Origin of the sequence: Vibrio sp. 1F263, from assembly GCF_041439035.1 — a bacterium.
Classification (GTDB): Bacteria; Pseudomonadota; Gammaproteobacteria; order Enterobacterales; family Vibrionaceae; genus Vibrio; species Vibrio tasmaniensis_A.
The window spans coordinates 1-17,819 of the sequence record NZ_JBGONI010000018.1 but is presented as its reverse complement, the minus strand read 5'-3'; the positions used below and the strand labels follow the sequence as shown (position 1 = coordinate 17,819).

15 protein-coding genes are annotated in these 17,819 nt (G+C 43.8%); 8 read left to right on the top strand and 7 right to left on the bottom strand.

Going from position 1 to position 17,819, the window contains the following annotated elements; genetic code table 11:
* Positions 1-184 precede the first annotated feature (184 nt).
* The 3 genes from metN to ACED25_RS12825 all read left to right on the top strand — a co-directional run bounded on the left by metN (position 185) and on the right by ACED25_RS12825 (position 2,768).
* Complete coding sequence (metN, locus tag ACED25_RS12835; RefSeq protein ID WP_012604625.1) at positions 185-1,219, top strand: methionine ABC transporter ATP-binding protein MetN; 1,035 nt, start codon at positions 185-187, stop codon at positions 1,217-1,219.
* Complete coding sequence (locus tag ACED25_RS12830) at positions 1,209-1,892, top strand: methionine ABC transporter permease (RefSeq protein WP_009847449.1); 684 nt, start codon at positions 1,209-1,211, stop codon at positions 1,890-1,892. Before metN ends, ACED25_RS12830 begins: the two co-directional genes overlap by 11 nt.
* Positions 1,893-1,958: 66 nt before the next feature.
* Positions 1,959-2,768, top strand: a complete 810-nt coding sequence (locus ACED25_RS12825) for a MetQ/NlpA family lipoprotein (RefSeq protein WP_009847450.1) — start codon at positions 1,959-1,961, stop codon at positions 2,766-2,768.
* Positions 2,769-2,885: 117 nt separating this feature from the next.
* On the opposite strand, the gene ACED25_RS12820 is transcribed toward ACED25_RS12825, so the two are convergent.
* Positions 2,886-3,662: a Zn-ribbon-containing protein gene (locus ACED25_RS12820; protein WP_012604630.1), complete on the bottom strand. Its 777-nt coding sequence runs from the start codon at positions 3,660-3,662 to the stop codon at positions 2,886-2,888.
* A 4-nt stretch (positions 3,663-3,666) separates the two neighbouring features.
* A complete protein-coding gene (syd, locus tag ACED25_RS12815) occupies positions 3,667-4,212 on the bottom strand; it encodes a SecY-interacting protein (RefSeq protein ID WP_009847453.1) in 546 nt (181 codons plus the stop codon).
* 131 nt (positions 4,213-4,343) lie between these two features.
* On the opposite strand from syd, the gene queF reads away from it, so the two are divergent.
* From queF to xni, 5 genes are all read left to right on the top strand, one after another.
* Complete coding sequence (queF, locus tag ACED25_RS12810; RefSeq protein WP_269335675.1) at positions 4,344-5,189, top strand: NADPH-dependent 7-cyano-7-deazaguanine reductase QueF; 846 nt, start codon at positions 4,344-4,346, stop codon at positions 5,187-5,189.
* 57 nt (positions 5,190-5,246) lie between these two features.
* The gene (locus ACED25_RS12805; RefSeq protein ID WP_269335677.1) at positions 5,247-7,505 is read left to right on the top strand and encodes a lipopolysaccharide assembly protein LapB; all 2,259 of its coding nucleotides are present in this window, start codon (positions 5,247-5,249) and stop codon (positions 7,503-7,505) included.
* A gap of 118 nt (positions 7,506-7,623) precedes the next feature.
* Positions 7,624-9,189 (top strand): GGDEF domain-containing protein, encoded by a 1,566-nt coding sequence (locus ACED25_RS12800; RefSeq protein WP_012604633.1) that lies wholly within the window; start codon positions 7,624-7,626, stop codon positions 9,187-9,189.
* 262 nt (positions 9,190-9,451) lie between these two features.
* Positions 9,452-10,819: a nucleotide 5'-monophosphate nucleosidase PpnN gene (gene ppnN, locus ACED25_RS12795; RefSeq protein ID WP_009847457.1), complete on the top strand. Its 1,368-nt coding sequence runs from the start codon at positions 9,452-9,454 to the stop codon at positions 10,817-10,819.
* A 141-nt stretch (positions 10,820-10,960) separates the two neighbouring features.
* Entirely contained in the window at positions 10,961-11,734 is a 774-nt protein-coding gene (gene xni / locus ACED25_RS12790) for a flap endonuclease Xni (protein WP_371695415.1), read from the top strand.
* 202 nt (positions 11,735-11,936) lie between these two features.
* On the opposite strand, the gene ACED25_RS12785 is transcribed toward xni, so the two are convergent.
* The 5 genes from ACED25_RS12785 to ACED25_RS12765 all read right to left on the bottom strand — a co-directional run bounded on the left by ACED25_RS12785 (position 11,937) and on the right by ACED25_RS12765 (position 17,418).
* Positions 11,937-13,967, bottom strand: a complete 2,031-nt coding sequence (locus tag ACED25_RS12785; protein WP_371695414.1) for a TonB-dependent receptor — start codon at positions 13,965-13,967, stop codon at positions 11,937-11,939.
* Positions 13,968-14,417: 450 nt separating this feature from the next.
* On the bottom strand, positions 14,418-15,509 hold the full coding sequence (gene rlmM, locus ACED25_RS12780) for a 23S rRNA (cytidine(2498)-2'-O)-methyltransferase RlmM (protein ID WP_029223796.1): 1,092 nt from the start codon (positions 15,507-15,509) through the stop codon (positions 14,418-14,420).
* The gene (locus ACED25_RS12775) at positions 15,506-15,904 is read right to left on the bottom strand and encodes a DUF423 domain-containing protein (RefSeq protein WP_017069500.1); all 399 of its coding nucleotides are present in this window, start codon (positions 15,902-15,904) and stop codon (positions 15,506-15,508) included. The genes rlmM and ACED25_RS12775 overlap by 4 nt, the downstream gene beginning before the upstream one ends.
* Positions 15,894-16,517 (bottom strand): alpha/beta fold hydrolase, encoded by a 624-nt coding sequence (locus ACED25_RS12770; RefSeq protein WP_135383008.1) that lies wholly within the window; start codon positions 16,515-16,517, stop codon positions 15,894-15,896. The genes ACED25_RS12775 and ACED25_RS12770 overlap by 11 nt, the downstream gene beginning before the upstream one ends.
* Positions 16,510-17,418 carry a transcriptional regulator GcvA gene (locus ACED25_RS12765; protein WP_012604639.1) on the bottom strand — a complete coding sequence of 303 codons (909 nt, stop codon included), beginning with the start codon at positions 17,416-17,418 and terminating at the stop codon, positions 16,510-16,512. The genes ACED25_RS12770 and ACED25_RS12765 overlap by 8 nt, the downstream gene beginning before the upstream one ends.
* Positions 17,419-17,819 lie beyond the last annotated feature (401 nt).

Sequence of the window (17,819 nt, the reverse complement as noted above, 5' to 3'; positions counted from 1 at the left end):
TTCATCACTATCTATTTAGTTTTGCGTTCGTTAACGATTTGTTTCTAGTTTAACTTCTCAACTCGCGTTTAGCCGTCTAGACGTAAAAATATCTATTGACTTAGATCATAGAACACCATAGCATCATCTGTAAATCGAGTGAGTCATCAATATATTATTCTGTTCTACCTGCACGGGTTTCTCTATGATTAAAGTGAATCAAGTCAATAAGGTTTTTTATCAAGGCACTAAAGAAATCAATGCCTTAATTGATATCAACCTCCACATTCCTCAAGGTCAAATCTTTGGAGTCATCGGCTCTTCAGGTGCAGGCAAAAGTACCCTTATCCGTTGTGTAAACATGTTGGAAGCTCCAACGTCAGGTGAAGTGATTGTTGACGGTATCGACCTGACAAAACTCAGCAAATCAGAACTTAGCGAAGCACGCCGTAACATCGGCATGATATTCCAACACTTCAATCTGCTGTCTTCTCGTACTGTATTTAACAATGTAGCACTACCTTTAGAGCTTGCAGGTAAAGATAAAGCTGCGATTGAAGCGAAAGTGAGTGAACTACTTGAGCTTGTCGGCCTATCGGATAAGCGTGATACCTACCCTGCGAACTTAAGTGGTGGTCAAAAGCAGCGTGTCGCGATTGCTCGTGCGCTAGCTTCAGACCCGAAAGTACTACTGTGTGATGAAGCGACCAGTGCTCTGGATCCAGCAACGACTCAATCTATTCTTGAGCTGCTACGTGAAATCAACCGCAAGCTACACATCACGATCCTACTTATTACGCACGAGATGGACGTAGTTAAGAGCATTTGTCACGAAGTCGCGATCATTGGCGGTGGCGAGCTAGTAGAGAAAGGCACAGTTGGCGACATCTTCGCACACCCTAAGACAGAGCTAGCACATCAGTTTATTCGCTCAACGCTAGACCTATCTATCCCTGAAGATTATCAAGCGCGTTTGCAAGAGACTCGCGTTAACAGTAGCTACCCATTAGTACGTCTTGAGTTTACTGGTGCAACGGTTGATGCTCCACTGATGACGCAAATTGCGCGTAAATTCAATATCGATGTCAGCATCTTAAGCTCTGACCTCGATTACGCCGGCGGCGTGAAGTTCGGCATGATGGTCGCTGAGCTGTTCGGTAACGAAGCCGATGATAATGCTGCTATCCAATTCCTACGCGACAACAATGTAAAAGTAGAGGTGCTTGGTTATGTCCTTTAGTTTCAACGAGATTGCTGACTGGATCAGCCTTAACGGCAACCTTCTATTGGAAGCAACAGGCGAGACACTTTACATGGTTGCTGTTGCTGGCATCGTTGGTTTCGCTGTCGGTATTCCATTAGGCGTTATTCTACACACGACTAAAAAAGGTGGCCTGTTAGAGAACACCAAGCTAAACAAAATTCTTGGTGCGGTTGTGAACGTGGGCCGTTCTGTGCCTTTCTTAGTACTGATGGTAGCGATCATCCCTCTCACTAAGATGCTGATTGGTACCTTCATCGGTACAACTGCAGCGATTGTTCCGCTGACGATTGGTGCTATCCCATTCGTGGCTCGACTTATCGAGAGTGCACTACTTGAAGTACCAACAGGTCTAGTGGAAGCAGCTCAGTCAATGGGCGCAACACCAACACAAATCATCAATAAGGTTCTGCTTCCTGAAGCACTGCCGACTATCATCAACTCAGTGACGATTACGCTAGTGACTCTTGTGAGTTACTCGGCAATGGCCGGAACTGTGGGTGGTGGTGGCCTAGGTGATGTCGCGATTCGTTACGGATTTCACCGCTACGATGTGACCATTATGGCTGTGACAGTCGTCATGTTGATTGTGCTGGTACAAATTATTCAATCAATCGGTGATTCATTAGTTCGCCGCGTTGACCACAGATAACGACTTACAGACCAAAATCAAAGTCGTATAAACCAAATTAAATAGATTTATTAAAAGGAGATTATTATGAAATTTAACCTTAAAGGTTTACTTACTATTGCAGCAGCAGCTTCAGCGCTAGTACTAGCAGGTTGTGGTGATAAAGAAGTCGATACTTCTAAGATCAAAGTTGGCGTAATGGCAGGTGCAGAAGCACAAGTTGCTGAAGTAGCAGCTAAAGTCGCGAAAGAGCAATACGGCCTGGATGTTGAACTGGTCACTTTTACGGATTATGTAACACCTAACGCAGCGCTAGATGATGGTTCTATCGACATCAATGCATTCCAACACACGCCGTACCTAGATCAGCAAGTTGCTGACCGTGGTTACAAGCTAACGGTTGCAGGTAACACTTTTGTTTACCCTATTGCAGGTTACTCTAAAGAAGTTAAATCGGTAGACGAAATCCAAGATGGTGCTCGTATCGCTGTACCAAACGATCCAACAAACCTAGGTCGTTCTCTACTGCTTCTTGAGCAGCAAGGTTTACTTGAACTTCGTGAAGGTGCAGGTCTTCTAGCTACCGTTCGTGACATCGTTGGTAACCCTAAGAACCTAACGATTGTTGAACTAGACGCAGCTCAACTGCCACGTTCTCTTGATGATGTGACGTTATCTATCATCAACACTACTTACGCGAGCTCTATCAACCTGACTCCACAAAAAGACGGCGTATTCGTTGAAGACAAAGATTCTCCATACGTGAACCTAATCGTTTCTCGTGAAGACAACCTAAATGCAGAAAACGTACAAAACTTCGTTAAAGCATATCAAACTGAAGAAGTGTACAACGCAGCTTCTGACATCTTCCAAGGTGGCGTAGTTAAAGGTTGGTAATCAGCTTAAATAGACACTTATAGATACCGAAAGGGGCTGACTCAATGTCAGCCCCTTTTTTAATGATGAAAGTTTGCTAGAAAGTAAAGCTTCTCAGGGTGAATCAAACGAAGTCGATTACTTGAGGTGATCCCAAGAAATGTTGGATACCAGACGGCAATCATCACACTTGAAATAGAAAATATCGTGGATTGGTGCATCAAGCAGCCATTCACCACCACATTGTGGGCATTTTCGCTCTTTTTCATCTTTCAGGCTGATCCCACCGACACGATATAAGTAGTAGTAAGTTGGAATCTTAGTCAGAAATTCAATGCGCCCTCTTAGACCCCAACCACGTTTAAACAGCACACTCTTAGTATCACTGATCTCGGTTAGCGTTGCATGTTCAGCACGGCAACCACCACCCATTTGCACTTCATCACAGGCTTGCCATTCGGTCTGCCATTTCAGTACGGCTTTATGATCGCCATTAAATGTCGGCGGGTTACGATATAGTGGAATAGGCAACAAGCTGTCGCCACTGCGCAGCGGTGAACAGGTATGCACGAACGTCGTGTACAACACTTGCCAGCTCGGCGTTTCATCTTCGGCTACTTCTTCGGAGTTAAGATCTCGGCCAAGCAGACGCATCTTAGGCGCTAATAAACTCGCCGCAGATAAGCGCTCGAAACAGACTTTGACGAAGTCTGAATGATTACGTGGGTGTAAGCTATCTTGCTCCGGACACACAACGCGAACATAGAATTCACCGTCACCCATCACGATTGGAAACTCACGACCTAACACTTGTCCGTTATAACGAAGAGCATCCATTAAGCCATTAACCGCCTTATCGACAGCGCTTACCGTTGTGTTATCAAAACACTCAAATTGAAGTTCTAGTACGTACATCTATTTATACCGCTGGTTGTAGCTTTTCTAAAAATTCTGCCAATGTCTCGGCTAGTACATCACGATTTTTGGTTCCTAAGCGCTCTAGGATCACGTTCCCCGTTAGGTTACAGATAGAGATAACATCCAGTTCAGCATCAGTCGCAGCAATGAAAACCGTTGGTTTTAGCTTCAAACGACGCTGAGTCACTAGGTGACCTAAGATGTTTTCTTGTAGGCATTCGAAATCTTCATCACTCCAAATCTGTAACAGAGTCAGTTCGTTACCATCAAAAGTCGCGTTCATATCCGCACTAAATTGTGCGCCGTAGAAAGTCTTAACGTCTTCATGCAGAGTCAGCTCAATACCCGTTTCAACATTGGTGAAATCTGCGAATTGCTCACGTGGATAGTGTTTCCACAACACGGCATCACCACTCTTTTCTTCTACGCATGGCGATACAATGTCCACCAACTCCTCATTACGAGGTAAGCTTTGGTGTTGCTGCTGCCACGCGTCAACGTATCGCTGACTGAAAGAAAGTAGTGCGTCTTGAGCGCGTTGAGTCATGAAAATCTCCTAAACACAAAATAATAAATAGAATCCGAGCCCTTTCCGTGCCGATTAAGCGATGACTTAATGACAGGGTAATGGGGATTCAGTAAAATCGACCCCATTCTAATCGAATTTGAAACGAAAGTATGAGCAAATATTCTGACGCAAAAGAGCTAGCGGGTTTAACCCTAGGCCAAAAAACTGAGTACTCTAACCAATACGATGCAAGTTTATTGCAACCAGTACCTCGTAGCCTCAATCGTAATGATCTTGCGCTAAACGGAGAGTTACCTTTTGTCGGTCATGATATTTGGACGATGTACGAGCTTTCGTGGCTAAACACCAATGGCTTACCACAAGTGGCTGTTGGTGAAGTGTTCATTCCGGCAACTAGCCAAAATTTGATTGAGTCAAAATCTTTCAAGCTGTACCTAAACAGCTACAACCAAACTCAGTTTGAAAACTGGGATCAAGTCACTGAGCGTCTAACTCAAGATTTGTCAGCATGTGCAGGCGAATCTGTGATTGTGAATGTAAATTCAGTAACCGATTACACCAACCAACCTATCGTGACGATGGAAGGTGACTGTATCGACAATCAAGACATCCAAATCACGAGCTATGATTTTGAAGCGTCACTGCTTGAAAGGGCTGCTGGCGAGCAAGAAGTAGAAGAAACTCTACATAGTCACTTATTGAAGTCAAACTGCTTAATCACCAATCAACCGGATTGGGGCAGCGTAGAGATCGCATATTCCGGTAAGCAAATTGACCGTGAAGCTCTGCTACGCTATTTAGTTTCTTTCCGCGAGCATAACGAATTCCACGAACAATGTGTTGAGCGTATCTTCACTGACATCATGAAATACTGTGCACCATCGAAGCTAACCGTATTTGCACGTTACACGCGTCGTGGCGGTCTGGATATCAATCCATACCGTTCAACTGAGCAAGATAGACCAAGCCACAATAAGCGTATGGCTCGCCAATAATCGGCGTGAACCGCCCACACTTATTTGAACCTACAAAATCTTTAAAGGGACATTGAAATGCGTTGGTTATACGTTGTTAGTCTATTCATTTTAAGCTTAAGCACATCGGTTAATGCGTCGGTCTATTCGTCGGCGCTCCTCAATGAAGCCAATAACTTGGTTGAGATAGAACCGAGTCAAGCAAAGCGAATGGCCAACAGCTACCTAACGCTACGTATCCTTTCAGATCAACGCGAAAAGAGCCCGTCAGCTATTTCTCGTGAAGAGGCCGACTCTTCGATTAGAACCCCGAACAGCAGTATCGATGCGTATAAGATCTTAGCGAAAGCAGAGTTTAATCTAGGCAACATTCGTATTGCGATTCAGCACATCGACAAAGCCTCTGAGCTAGCAAAAACCTATAAGCTTGAGTATCTAAAGTTAGATCTGGAAATACTTAAAGTTAGGTTACTTTGGCTTACGGACAGAAAATCTGCCCAAGCAGAATCAGAGCTAAAAAAAATAGAAACAAGCTTAGAGTCGGTTAATAAGGCCTTACGCCTGACGGAAGGGATTACCTATCGCTTAATCATGTTGAAAGCCGACATTTCCTCTTATAACAACAACGTAGGGGAAGCAGAAAAACTCTATCAAGAAGCAAAAACTTACCTAGAACAGCGTCACTCGGAAAAAGTCGTCATTGATTATCACATCACCGTCGGCGAGTTTTATCTTACCCATAAAGAGTACAACCATGCACTATCTGAGTTATTGTACGGCTACTGGAAATCAGTAGAAGGTAACCTGAGTTCGCGCTTGGCTAAAGTAAACCGCCTACTTGCACAGCTTTTCTTTGAACGTCAAGTATTAGATAAAGCTCTAGAGCACCTGTCTCAAGCTGCTGACTTTTATGATAATTTTGAAAGCTCTCCCATATTAGCGCAAGTACTAAAAAAGATGGGTGATGTGTACTTCAATCAAGGCAAATATAACCTTGCCCTCGTGCACTTTTTCAATGTCCTTGATCATGAGAGTACAGACCGAGACATCTACCAAGTCATTGACATTCGTCTAAGTTTATCTGCGACTTACTTACGACTTTATAACTACCCTCTAGCCGAGCAATACCTAGCACGAGCTCTTGAACTGCTGGAGTATTCCGACATTCCTAAATTGGAAGGCCGCGCTGCACTCTTATCCGCAGGTTTGGCATACCACCTACAAGAAAGCGAAGATGTAATTAAGCATGCGACACGTGCGCTCAAGATTTCGCGTCAGGTAGAAAACATGCGCCTGTCGCAACACTCCTACCACTTGCTCTCTTTAGGTTATGAGCAAGCAGGGCGTCCACAACAAGCGCTAGCAAATCTCAAACAATACAATATCCTTGTCTCTTTGGAACAACAAAAACTCAACCGTGTTGGTGAAGACGCATTCCGCCAACAAAAAGAGTTTGCCGAGCAAACGCTCCACTATGCAGGTCAAGAACAAGAATTAGAGAAATACAAACTTGAGCACCATAAGTTCCAGAAAATATCGTTCGCCTTATTTTTGTTCAGCATTGTCTTGTTCTTCTTTGTGCTACGCCGAGGCTACATCATTCAAACCTTAGTCACGGAAATGGATTCACTGCGTACCGACCTATTTACACACTCACGCTCAAAGCTTCCAAATCTAAGAATGCTGAACGCGAAGCTATCAAATTCTCTAGAACAAACCAGCCAAAACTTCGAACAATGGCAACTTGGTGAGTTGATTCATGAACCACTCAACGACCGTTTACGCTTTGTGATGATAGATTTACCGTTCCTACGCAATATGTACACTCAGAACGGTTATAAAGCAGGTTTAGAGCTCGAAGATGCTTTCGGCGAGTTCCTTAAATCTAAGCTTGAAGGTCCTGCGCGCGTCTACCACTTCTCGGATGCGAACTTGCTTTACATCGAACCAAATGCTGACCGTGATACATCGCCTGAGGCTATGTTCAGAAAGATTCAATCTTGGATTAATCACTTCGAACCAGAGCGAAACATTAATCGAACCGTCCGCATGGGCATCGCTGACTACCCGTTCTTGCCACGCGCTTATACCGCGATTAACGACCAAGAACTCCTCGATGTACTATTAATGTCGACCAACCTGGCACGTGAAATCAGCCTCAAAGAACGCAGTAGCCAATGGGTTTACCTTAAAGCCATCGACAATGCCCCCGCAGCGAGCCTTGCAACGGGTAACATAAGAGAGGCTTGTAAACATGCGATTAATCAAGGGTTAATAAAGATACAATCCTCACACCAGAATGAGGACAATATCAAAAAAATGCTAAAAGATGACTGATTTGCGAGCGGTTAAACGTCGTAGGTCGTGACCTTATTTTTAGTTTTGTTATTATCAAGGTCACGGAATTTCATCTATACGATCGAGTACGATCTACGCGGCGCTAATTAATACATCTATGGGCATTCTTGAAAAAGACATTCAGGCGCAACTCCACCAGCTGAAATATCAGTTGGATCAAGTCCGCTTGACGCAAAGAGATACCTCGTTCAAATTTATTCGAGAACAAAAAGTTCTCAAGCGTATCGTTACGTCTTTAAGTGATGCATGTGTTGGCAGCAACACTCATTTAGATGAAAATCTCATTGCCCTTAGGGAAGAGCTCGAAAAGCAAAAAGACATTAGCTCAATGATCCCCAAGTTGGCAGTATTAGAAAGGATGCTCAAGCAAAAAACGTTGGCTATGGATAAACAGAACGGATATCTGGATGATAGTATTAAGCACAGTGGGGAAACGCTGCAGCGTATAACTGGCCTTCCGGCACAGCTAAAGCGCGATCTAAGAAACTTACTTAGCTTCTCCGAGTGTCATGGCAGTCAAAAAGTCGACCATGCGATGAAGCTTCTCAGTATTTATGAGCGTGCCATTAAGATTATGGCAAACAACTCACGCACTCATTTTGCCGACGTAGATCAATCAACTGAACAAGAACTCCTTTCCGAACTATCAAACGAATTACAACACCTGATCACTGAACTCGACTTCGAGGGTGAATCGGGGGATCTACTGACCGATATTCGAGCGAAGCTACTACTTGGTGTTTCAACACAAAACCTACTTGAGCTAGCACTTCAGATCCTCAAACTGGTGATTGATGGCACGAGCCTAGAGCGTAAGCAGTCTGAACAATTTATAGAACAACTCAATTCCTCGCTCGCTTCTAGTATCAAAACAGCAGATCAAAACTCCGACCAGAGCCAAAGCTATTTTGAACATCGCCAAGGTCTTAATTCTGAGTTAAATGAACTTGTTACTAAGAGCCAAAGCTCTGTTGATAAAGCAACGGATATTGATAACTTAAAACTTTCGATAAACCCGCTGCTCAGTGAAATTGCCTCTCTTTCAGAAAGACTGAATCACGCTGAACAGAAAGAACAAGCTCTAATAGAAAGAATGAGCTACGGAAAAAACCAATTAGATTCGCTCTATGAAGTCACCCAAGATTACCGCAAGCGTCTAGAAGATCAGGCTCAGCGTATGCTGCTTGACCCTCTGACTAAGATCTACAACCGTACCGCCTTCACCGATCGTTTAGAGTTAGAATATCGTCGCTGGATTCGCGCACAACACTCACTAAGAGTCGTGCTGCTAGATATCGATAACTTCAAAGCAATTAACGATAGCTTTGGCTATACCGCTGGTGACAAAGCACTCAAGATCATCGCAAGAGCGATCACCAAAGAAATTGGTACTACCGATACTGTCGCTCGCTTTTCTGGTGAAGAGTTCATCTTGCTACTTCCCGAGCAAAGCGATGAATATTGCCATCAAGTGACTCAAAGCATCCAGAATCAAGTCAGCCGCTTACCTTTTAAATTTCGTGACCAACAGATCACAATTACCTTGTGCGCGGCAAGTACTCCGTTTAAAGAGTCAGACACACCTGAAGAAGTATTAGAGCGACTCAATAAAACACTAAACAAAGCCAAACAGCGCGGTAACAACCAACTTGTTTGGGACTAAGACAGCCCTAGATTTAATTTATTTCATTTTTTCAAATACTTATCACATACCATATCCCTCAATGTTTGCTAAGCTAATGATTAACATTCGCTTAACAAGCATTCTTGGCAAGCAACGCTGTATTTAAAAGAGCAACGCTGTCGTAATCGTTTCGTCTGGTTAATTCTCTCGCCTTTAACCAAACACTTTCAACGTTAGCTTCTCATCTCGAACTAAAGGGCCACTTCCAACGTCCCCTAGTTCTTTTCAACAAGGAGGCACTATGATCACTCATATCAGCCCTGCCGGTAGCATGGATTTACTCTCTCAACTTGAAGTTGAGCGTCTTAAGAAAACCGCATCTAGTGATCTGTACCAGCTTTATCGTAACTGTACGTTAGCGGTACTCAACTCGGGTAGCCACACCGACAACTCCAAAGAGCTGCTCGATAAATATCAATCGTTTGATGTTGAGGTCGTGCGCCGTGAGCGCGGGATCAAGCTTGAACTGAGCAACCCTCCAGAACATGCCTTTGTCGATGGTGAAATCATCAAGGGTATCCAAGAACACTTATTCTCAGTATTGCGCGACATTGTTTACGTCAACATGCACCTTGCAGACAACCAAAGACTCAACCTGACCAATGCCACTCATATTACCAACCTTGTATTTGGCATTTTGAGAAATGCAGGCGCACTTACGCCAGGTATCGAACCTAACCTGATCGTGTGCTGGGGTGGTCATTCAATTAATGCCACTGAATACCAATACACTCGTGAAGTGGGTAATGAACTTGGCCTACGTGAACTGAATATTTGTACCGGTTGTGGACCGGGGGCAATGGAAGGGCCAATGAAAGGGGCTGCAATTGGTCACGCGAAACAGCGCTATACCGACCACCGTTACTTAGGGCTAACTGAACCATCAATCATTGCGGCTGAGCCACCAAACCCAATCGTGAATGAACTGGTGATCATGCCAGATATCGAAAAGCGTCTTGAAGCCTTCGTGCGTATGGCCCATGGCATCATTATTTTCCCTGGAGGCCCCGGCACTGCCGAAGAGCTGCTGTATATATTAGGGATCATGATGCACCCTAATAACGTCGACCAACCCATGCCGATTGTTTTAACAGGCTCAAAAGAGAGTGAAGCTTACTTCCGTTCGATTGATAAGTTCATCGGCGAAACCTTAGGGCCTGATGCGCAGAAACACTATGAGATCGTGATTGATGACCCAGCACGCGCTGCGAAAATCATGAAGCAGGCAATGCCAGATGTACGCTCTCACCGTAAAGAGACTGGCGATGCCTACAGCTACAACTGGTCACTGCATATTGAACCTGAGTTCCAACTGCCATTCGACCCTACACATGAATCTATGGCGGCGCTTGATCTGCATATGGATCAGAAAACAGAAAGCCTTGCGGCGAATCTACGTAAAGCCTTCTCAGGAATTGTGGCAGGTAACGTCAAAGCTGAAGGTATTTTGGAGATAGAGAAACATGGCCCCTTCCTGATTGATGGCGACAAAGAGCTGATGACAAAAATGGACCAGCTGCTGAATGACTTTGTTGAACAGCATCGAATGAAACTGCCGGGCGGCACTGACTATGTTCCTTGCTATAAAATTATGCCTAGCAGCGAATAACGGCAAGTAACTGATAACAAGCCACAAGCATAAAGTTAAACAAGTCATGACGTTTACGTCACCAAAGTTTCAACTCACCAAGTGATACGTTACTATAAGGGGCTAGCAGCCCCTTATTTATTGCCTATTTAGTGGAAACTTATGTCTATCCATCTTGTTATTATCGATGCCTTGAACCTCATCCGACGCGTGCACTCTGTTCAGCCGGACCCAACCGATATTGCAAGAACCATCACCACCACTGCTCGTACTCTTAATCGCATCCTAAACGAATCAAAACCCACTCATATCATTGCGGTATTTGATCATCATTTACAAGATCGAGGTTGGCGCGCGGAAGTCCTTCCCGCTTATAAGCAAAACCGTAAGCCGATGCCAGAACCATTGATGAAAGGTCTCGATGCGATTCAACAAGCTTGGTGGGAATTAGGGATTGATTCACTGCTCTCTGACGGTGATGAAGCGGATGATCTAGTTGCAACATTGGCAAAGAAAGTCGCTGACCACGGAGAAACTGTCACTATCATTTCGACGGATAAGGGCTACTGCCAACTGTTGTCTCCAACGCTACAAATCCGTGATTATTTCCAACACCGTTGGCTAGATAAGCCCTTTATCGAAGCGGAATTTGGCGTAAAGCCAGAGCAACTGGCAGATTACTGGGGATTAACGGGCGTCAGCTCAAGCCAAGTCCCCGGAATTCCAGGTATAGGGCCAAAAGCAGCCAAAGAGATATTAACGACATACCCTGATATCGAAACAGCATTCCTAGCTGAAGACTTACCGAAAAAGTATCGTAAGAAATTCGATGATCATATCGAGTCGGCTCGCGTATGTAGGCTCGTTTCTGCACTCAAAACAGACATCGATTTAGGTTTTAATCTGCAAGATATTCGCTACGAAGCGGTGTCTTAATTCGACGTTACAAGCTCAATCGCTAGAAAGCTAACCGTTAGAAACAGATCGCTTATAAATCAAAAAATTAGAAACTCAATCATTAGAAAGCAGAAAAGCCTTAGTCTGAACTAAGGCTTTTTTGTTGTTTCATTTTAAGACGAAACATTGCACTTATACTGATAACTCTCTATTTTTAGAGTAACTTTCAGCTAAGAGCAGATTAGAAGCTATAAGCGATAGAAGCTTTAAAGTTACGACCCGCTTCATAGCTGGTGTACTTTTCTGAACCCCAAGAGATACCAAAACCAGTATGCTCAGCGTACTTCTTATCAAGCAGGTTATCGATACCAAGGTTCATCTCTAGGTCTTTAGCAAACGTCGGTGTGTAAGCCGCCCAAATGTTGTGCGTAGCGAAACCAGAGCGTTTGATCTCTTTGCCTTTTTCGTTCTCGTAATCGTTCCCCGGAACAAAGCGTGAGTCCCAACCAAACACAAATTCATTGTTTAGGCTGTAGTTAAAACCGGCCTTAAAGTTATGAATACCGGTTTTATTCATGTGGCTTGTCTTGCCGGTTTTCAGGCTTTTTTGCTCACCATCTGAGTAAGAGTGGTTAGCGTAAACACTTAAAGCATCTAACTGATAGCTCAATACAGTCTCTACACCCCAAACTTCAACATCATACTTATTCGATAATGTTGCGTTGTTCTTAGTTGGGTGCATTTGGTTATCAAGGTCGTAGGTATAAGCCGTGAAACCTAGAATCGCGTAATCAGCCGCAAGCAAACGTGTTAGCTCGTAATCAAAGCCCGCTTCGTAGTTATTACCCGTCATCGCCTTAGTATCAGACTGCTTAACTTTACTTGGTGCTTTCATCGTTAGCGTTTCTGGTAGTGACGCGCCTTTAAACAGACGACCGTAACCCACACGAAGTTTTAGATTTTCCGTTGTTTGGTATTCACCTTTGAACTTTGGAGATAGCTGATCAAACTCGCCCTTATACACGCCACCCAGTTTATGAACGTCGTAACGAAGACCTGTTGTCAGACGGAAATCGTTGAATTCGTACATATCTTGTAGATACAGGCCGTAAGCCGTCACCGTACCACCATCCATGCTGTACTTCTCAGTTTGGCCTTGCTTAGTACCGCTTAGATATACGCCTTCACCAGCATCAATCCATTGCTTGGCTTTGTAGCCCTCAAGACCATAAGTAAGCTCATGCTCACCAACCCAAGAAACGTTACGAATGTCACCACCAATGGTTGTTACATTGTATTCACGCTTAGGGTAAGACATTTTGCCATCTTTGAACCATTTACCTGCCGGTGTTTTGCCCCAAGCGGTACCTTCAAGAGCATCACGATCCATGTATTGACGGTTGTAGTAAACATTACTTTTCAGATGAACTAGATCACTACCTGCATCGTATTCGTGCTGTAGCGTCACTGTATCGCGATTAAGCGAATGATAGTCGTGTTTATCGTCAGCATACAGAGCACCCGCCTTTTCGCCAGAAAGCTGACGCGTACCACCATCACTGTATCGGTTGAAAGTCAGTTTAAATTCATTGGCATCATTAGGAATGAAAACAACTTTAGCCAAACCCGACTTAAGCTCACCCTGCTTAGAGGTTACCGCTTCTTGATCAGGAATGTGCAGATCGCCATCTTCTGAATAGTTCGCAATACCCATGAACTGTAGCTTGTCGTTCACTTTTGCATACACAGCAACGTTGGTTGCAAAACGCTCATAAGCTGTTTGATAGCTTGTTTTTACTCGAGCACCAACGCTTTCACCCGGCTTAAGAAGATCGCTTGGGTCTTTCGTTTCGTAGCTAAATGAACCATTGATAGCACCAGAACCTGACAGTGCAGAGTTACCACCTAATTCAATTTCAGCTCTTTTTAGCATTGCAGGATCAATCGCTTGGTCACCAGAGTGGTGGAAAAGCTGACCTTCTTGTCGCGCACCATCAATAGTCACTACGGCAAATTTGTCTTCCATACCACGTACAAATACTTTGCGAGAGTAACGTGCGTTCCCGTCAACCGTAACGCTAGGCATAGTATTCAAAACATCTTTGATGTCTGATGCTTGCTTCTTTTCCAGTGTGTCAGAGTTGATTTCAGTCTGAATCAATTGGTCAAGGGCAGAACCGATAACGACTACGGTTTCTGGTTCGTCGGCAGCAAATGCTGTAAATGAGGTTAAGGCAACCGTAACGGCTACTGATAGTGCTTTAAGTTTCATAATGCGACTTATATTTTATAGATTTAAGTGAAAGTGCACGAATGGTACACGACACTAATTACAATGTTAATAGTAATAGTTATCATTTACATTCTTTACTTGCATTTACTTACTTATAATAAAATACAATTTGATTAGGATGTTCTTGCTGTAATTTACTGCTGAATTTTAAATAAACCCTTCTTCGTTTCATCGCTGAACTAGGTAGCCGTAAGTATCGATAGCTTACGGCTTTTTTGTCTCATATCGACACTAATAGTCGACAATTCGACGACTATCAACCAAGTTGAATTAGTCATATTTACACTTAAATATGACTAAAAAACGCACATAGACCAACCTTTCTAAACTATCCGTACGAAGCGATAATCAAGCTCATAAACAAACTTAAGATATAAAAAATGCCCCTAAAGGAGCATTTTATTTATCACTGACACACTAATGTAAATATTAGTACGGTGAGATATTCGAAAGCGACTGAATATGAACCGTGATCTCTTCGCGATCGTGGTAAAGGTGCTTCGCCTGCATCTTGAACTTCACTTTGTTATCAATCAGGAACTGTTTTAGGTTTTCGATATCCTGCAGAACTTCATCGTAACGGCCTTTCATTGGCAGTTTAAGGTTGAACAGTGCTTCTTTCGCCCAGCCTTTGATGATCCACTCCCCCATTAAATGAGCAACACGAGCCGGCTTCTCAACCATGTCACAGATAATCCAAGTGACGTTCTTACGGTCAGGTTCGAATTTAAAACCATCCACCATGTGGTGCTTAATTTGACCCGTTTCCATTAGGCTGTCTGCCATCATGCCGTTATCAACACAGTGAACAAACATAGAGCGCTTAACCAATTGGTAAGTCCAACCACCTGGACACGCGCCTAAATCTACGCCCCACATACCCGGAGCCAGACGTTCGTCCCACTCATCACGAGGGATGAATACGTGGAATGCTTCTTCTAGCTTCAATGTAGAACGGCTTGGCGCATCTGATGGGAATTTCAAACGAGGAATACCCATGAAGAACTGTGAGTTGTTAGTTGGGTAAGAGTAACCAACAAAACAGTGACCCGGCGCGATGAAGCATAAATGAAGCACTGGCTTCTTAGCGTTGTCTTTCGCTGTCATCAGCCCTTTACCGCGCATTGCCTGACGCATTGGCACAGTAAACTTACGGCAGAACTTCAAAAGCTCTTTCGCTTCATTAGTGTCTGGTGTTTCAATACGGATATCGCCACAACGTGGGAAACCTTCTTTCTCAGAAAGCGCCTCAAGAATTGGAGAAATACGATCATCAGTCGGCAGATCTTTGATTTCAACCGCTACCGCGATCATTTGACGAGCAAAGATCAACGATTGGAAGTCGATCTCTTTTACCAGTTTATCGGCTTCGCCTGCTTGATAACATTCAAACAATACAAAGCCTGTATTGTTCTTTAAGCGAGGAAAACCAAACACTTCCAGTTGTGTTGCCTTGTCTTGAATTTCGCCAGCACATTCTTTTTCAAAACCAGAGCGACAATAAAGTAGTACGTGTTTCACTGAGTTACCTCTTTTATATTCAAAGCAGCGAAGGAGAAGACTCCCCAACCAATGATAAATAGTAGACCACCAAACGGTGTTATAGGGCCAAACCATTTTATTCCTGTCAGTGCTAAGCCATAAAGGCTGCCACTAAAACAAAGGATGCCGATGATAAAGCAAATTGCCGCAATGAAAAAATATTTTTGTGATTTAGCACCAAGTTTCATCTGTAGCAGAGCACCACACGCCAATATTGCTAGTGTATGGATAAACTGGTACTGAACACCTGTCTCAAACACGCCTAGCAGATACTCTGGCAAGACAGCTTTTAACCCGTGAGCGGCGAAGGCACCTAGCATTACGGCTATTGCGCCAGAGATACCTGCAAAAGTGAGTAAATACTTACTTCTCATTAAGCACCTCTTTGATAAACGCCGATAGTTTCTCAACGGTTAACGCTATGTTCTGCTGTTCGGTGTAGCCAGAGCTCTTACGAGGCTTAAAGCTGTGATCGCCATCAGGAATAAACTCAACGCGAATCGAATCCGACAGGTCGAAATCAGCAAACTCTTCTCGCTTACCAAAGGTATCACGTTCACCTTGTAGAATAAGACACGGCTTTGCTAACTCAGCCAAGTGCTCACCTTTGTATTTCTCTGGTTTGCCTGGTGGATGGAAAGGAAAGCCTAAACAGGCCATTGCAGCCACCTTATCCACTTCAGACAAATGACTCGCCATACGTCCTCCCATCGACTTACCGCCAATAACAAGCTTATCGACATCTACCTGTCCGATAATCTCTTGGTAAGCTTCGAGCAGTTTAGGGGCTCGATCAGGTGGACGACGCTTACCATCTTCAGCACGCTTGATCATGTAAGGGAAATTAAAACGAATCACTCGTATCCCTTTAAACGCCAACCCTTTTGCTACCGACTGCATGAATTCATGATCCATGCCTGCGCCAGCACCATGTGCAAAGATAAAAGTTATTGGGTTGTCTTCACCATCAATGATGAGGTTATTCATCAAGTAAGTCCTCTTGTTCACTTTGCGCTTTCGCCAACATCCAATCACGGAAAGTCGCAATACGCCCCATGTCAGCTTGTTTCTCATGACACACTACATAGAAGGCGTTCTTACTTACCAACACTTCATCAAAAGGTGCAATCAAACGACCTGCTTCGATTTCAGGTTGCGCCAACACATTATTACCCAAAGCAATACCTTGCCCGTGAGCGGCCGCCTGCAATACCATGGTTGAGTGACTGAAGATAGGACCGTGATTAACGTTTACTCCGTCAATGCCATTTTGCTTAGCGAACTGTTTCCAATCCTTTCGAGAAGTATCATGCAATAGCGTATGACATGCCAAATCACTGAGAGATTCTAATGGTTTTACTCCTAGCAGCACAGAAGGTGAGCAAAGAGGGATCAAGTATTCTTGGTAAAGCTTATCGGCTCTGAGCCCCGACCAATTACCTCGGCCATAATAGATAGCGACGTCTACATCATCGGTCAGCGAGCCTTCATCCATATCAACGGCTTTAATTCTTACATCAATATCAGGTTCTTGCTGATTAAAGTCAGCGAGTCTTGGTACTAACCATTGAATAGCAAAACTCGGCGGCAAACTGATGGTCAATGCGCCCTTCTCACTTCGCTCAAGCACTTTGTCTGTCGCTTCTGCCAGTGATGTAAAAATATCTTTGATATCCAAGAAGTAGCTTTGGCCTTCTTCCGTCAGCAACAAAGAGCGGTTTCTTCGACGAAACAGCTTCAAAGATAAGAATTCTTCAAGCGCTTTGATCTGATGACTGACCGCGGCTTGAGTAACAAACAACTCTTCTGCGGCACGCGTAAAACTCAAGTGTCGAGCAGCAGCTTCAAACACTCTTAGCGAGTTTAATGGGGGTAATCGACGAGACATAGTTACTCTCTAAATAAGCATTAGTTTTTTTTATCTGAAACATTATAATTTGTCCATTGCCTAGCGGCCAGAGAAATTCTATATTTCATCCCGCAGCAGCTAGCCTGAACGGCTTGATTCTCTCTAGAATCAATTGGCTTAGCTCCTGCGATGTTGTGTTTGCAAACTCGTTCTTTTCGAGTTGGGTAGAGTTCTACCAAATGTTTTGTTGCAGTTCCATACTGAAACGAGGCATGTACTTCCTGTATTTATTTTGACCTGTCTGTCAAATTTGTTTACACCGCCTTATGGGCGGTGTTTTTTTATGTCCTAAGAAAAGTAACAATAAGTTTATCAATAGCTGTGCGGCTCTTCTCCGCTTAGATGAGTCTATAAATTAACAATAAAATCAATAAAGCATT

What these genes read in the sequence shown, in the direction of transcription:
- ACED25_RS12805 (WP_269335677.1), top strand. Translation starts at nt 5,247, where the DNA reads ATGCGTTGGTTATACGTTGTTAGTCTATTCATTTTAAGCTTAAGCACA.
- ACED25_RS12800 (WP_012604633.1), top strand. Translation starts at nt 7,624, where the DNA reads ATGGGCATTCTTGAAAAAGACATTCAGGCGCAACTCCACCAGCTGAAA.
- xni (WP_371695415.1), top strand. Translation starts at nt 10,961, where the DNA reads ATGTCTATCCATCTTGTTATTATCGATGCCTTGAACCTCATCCGACGC.
- syd (WP_009847453.1), bottom strand. Translation starts at nt 4,212, where the DNA reads ATGACTCAACGCGCTCAAGACGCACTACTTTCTTTCAGTCAGCGATAC.
- ACED25_RS12765 (WP_012604639.1), bottom strand. Translation starts at nt 17,418, where the DNA reads ATGTCTCGTCGATTACCCCCATTAAACTCGCTAAGAGTGTTTGAAGCT.
- ACED25_RS12785 (WP_371695414.1), bottom strand. Translation starts at nt 13,967, where the DNA reads ATGAAACTTAAAGCACTATCAGTAGCCGTTACGGTTGCCTTAACCTCA.
- ACED25_RS12825 (WP_009847450.1), top strand. Translation starts at nt 1,959, where the DNA reads ATGAAATTTAACCTTAAAGGTTTACTTACTATTGCAGCAGCAGCTTCA.
- queF (WP_269335675.1), top strand. Translation starts at nt 4,344, where the DNA reads ATGAGCAAATATTCTGACGCAAAAGAGCTAGCGGGTTTAACCCTAGGC.
- ppnN (WP_009847457.1), top strand. Translation starts at nt 9,452, where the DNA reads ATGATCACTCATATCAGCCCTGCCGGTAGCATGGATTTACTCTCTCAA.
- ACED25_RS12775 (WP_017069500.1), bottom strand. Translation starts at nt 15,904, where the DNA reads ATGAGAAGTAAGTATTTACTCACTTTTGCAGGTATCTCTGGCGCAATA.
- ACED25_RS12820 (WP_012604630.1), bottom strand. Translation starts at nt 3,662, where the DNA reads ATGTACGTACTAGAACTTCAATTTGAGTGTTTTGATAACACAACGGTA.
- ACED25_RS12770 (WP_135383008.1), bottom strand. Translation starts at nt 16,517, where the DNA reads ATGAATAACCTCATCATTGATGGTGAAGACAACCCAATAACTTTTATC.
- ACED25_RS12830 (WP_009847449.1), top strand. Translation starts at nt 1,209, where the DNA reads ATGTCCTTTAGTTTCAACGAGATTGCTGACTGGATCAGCCTTAACGGC.
- metN (WP_012604625.1), top strand. Translation starts at nt 185, where the DNA reads ATGATTAAAGTGAATCAAGTCAATAAGGTTTTTTATCAAGGCACTAAA.